Consider the following 2,500-nt stretch of genomic DNA (forward strand, 5'->3'; position numbering starts at 1 on the left):
AATAGAGCTTCCGATTGCTTATTTATAGCAAAGATTAAATACAAATGCAACAAAGTAAGATGAGAGCTCGTATTCGTAGTTAATAGGATATGATAAACTTTATCCTCATACGTTGTGTAAAACTGCAATAAACTTATTAAGTAATCTTTCTGATATAAATTTTGCTGCTGAATATGCACATCACAATGATACTAAAGTAATTAAAGATTATTATATAAAAGCTCGTACTGGAGCAGAAAATAGAAGTAAAATACTTCAAATTAGACAGAGAAAAAGGATTATAAAATAAAAAATGCCCCTGAGGGCGAGGTTTGAGGCTACTTTCTGTTTAACCATAATATAAATATCAGAGCTATTCCAATAAAGAATATTCCTCCATTGATATTGATGGTTTCAATAGTAACGTACATCTCAATACCTCCAAGTTTAATTATGCTCTACCTTGTTCAAGGGCAGAAAAAAAGCTTTCACGAAAGTGAAAGCTTAAATTCTGAACATGAGCCGAAGCTCGCATAATTAAACTTGTTAACCCTACAGGGGGTTAGTAGTAATAGTATACTTGAAACTTTTCAAAAAGTCAAATTTTTGAAAAAAACATTATAATAATTTACCTAATATAAAAAATAAAATTCCAAAGGAGAATTTATGATTATCTACATTTACGATATAAAAAACTTACAGGTAGTCGCAAGACCAATTGTGAATTCATATGGAGAATTTAAAGCTGAACCAATAGGGTATACTTCAGGAAAAAGATTTTGAAAATCTTTACGAGTTCCTCTTTTATCGTTAAGAGCAGTTTTACCTATTTTAGAATATTTTCTTGCCCAGTCTCTAAATTGCTTAATATACTATATGAAAGCTTGAAAAAACTTTTTTTGTCATCTACAAATTCTAATTATTTTGAGATTATTTTTAAAAATCATCTTAATCAACTTTTGCGTAATCTTTCATACCATACTTTACACTACCTCTTTTTTTACTTAAACTCTAATTTGATTATACTCTTTAATATGTGCTTTTACAATAATAGTTACTTTATTAACTAGGATAATAATTTTAAGACTAAATAGCTTGTCAAAATAAATATTTTACCTATACACATCAATTAAAAAATTAATTTGAACTCAAATTTCTGCAATAGAGTTTTGAGTTTTTTTCTACAAATTTAAATTCTATTTATTTTTCCACGCCAGACTAAAGGGAAAGGTTAAATTAATTTTTGCCTTTGTTTTCCTCTGCTGTTGTATTATTAAATGTATTTTTATTTTATAATGTAATATATCTATAAAAAAAAAAATAAAAATAATAGAAATAGATACAAAATCACATAAAATTTACTATATCATTTATAGTCTAGTCTACTTAATACACAACCATACAATACAAAAGAGAGTCCACATAGACTCTCTTGCTCCAATAAATAACTGAATAGTTTATAAAATTTTTTATTTTGTTATTTCTTCAAGTTTTTTTAGTAATGGTTCAAAATACTTAAATTTATCTTTATCTAAAAAAGGAACTATTTTTGTTGCAAATTCCATCTTTTTTCCAGAAAAATATTTATATTTTCCACCAACAGATTTTTTATCCTGAAAATATTTATCTGAATTTTGATCTAGTCCATAAAATAATAATTCTATTGAAAGCTTAGAATCCCCTTCAAATGTTTTATCATTATCGCTTAAAACTAAACTTTCAATATTTTCACTTTCTGGTACAGGAAGTAATAGTGAATAGATATTTTTTTCTGGATTTTTTATAGTTAAACATTTTCGATAATTTGTTTCAAAATCATTAAAGCTTTTATTGTTTTTTAATTTATTCCAAGAATTATATGCTTCATCAAAATCAAAAATACTAATTAATTTATTCTCTTTATTTTCTAAAACTAATGTATTATCCATTAATATTCTTTGAATAATTTCATGCCCTCCAATTGGAATTAATTTAAAAGGCATTTCTTTGTTCATAACTTTTTTCCAGGCTTCTTCTATTATAAGACAATCTGTTTTCCCTTCTACTAAGACTATACTTTTATTCTCAATTTCAAATCTATATTTAAGAGATGTTACTATATCATCTTTAGATAAATTTATTAAATTTGAACTTAATTCTTGAATAATTAAATTGTGATCTGAATTTTTCACTTCTAATTTATTATTATTTTGATAACATAAAAGGATTTCATCCTTCAAATATATTATTGTTGATAGATTATGGGTACTTTTTATTATATGGTTATTCGAGTTTTTGAATTGAAGTTGCTGAATGAATTTTACTTGCCACTCTGGATGTAAAAAAGCATCAGGTTCATCAAATAAAAATAAACAATCTTTATTATTAAATATTTCAATAATTGTACTTATTAGTAAACTTTGATTTTCTCCTTCGCTCAAATTATTAAAATCAATTAACTTATTGGTGTTTTTTTTTATTTTTAATTCTAAACAATCAAAAAGTTCTATAATTCTCATATCATCAAATATAAAAAATAACT

The 2,500-nt window shown here is 24.6% G+C and carries 2 protein-coding genes; one reads left to right on the forward strand and one right to left on the reverse strand.

All coding sequences use genetic code 11. From position 1 onward, the window contains the following. The first annotated feature begins 112 nt into the window (after nucleotides 1-112). On the forward strand, nucleotides 113-289 hold the full coding sequence (locus ACWI69_RS11995) for a hypothetical protein (RefSeq protein WP_448822068.1): 177 nt from the start codon (nucleotides 113-115) through the stop codon (nucleotides 287-289). 1,159 nt (nucleotides 290-1,448) lie between these two features. On the opposite strand, the gene ACWI69_RS12000 is transcribed toward ACWI69_RS11995, so the two are convergent. Then, the coding region (locus ACWI69_RS12000; RefSeq protein WP_448822069.1) for an AAA family ATPase at nucleotides 1,449-2,500 on the reverse strand (1,052 nt) is incomplete at its 5' end.

This window comes from Cetobacterium sp. (assembly GCF_977044495.1).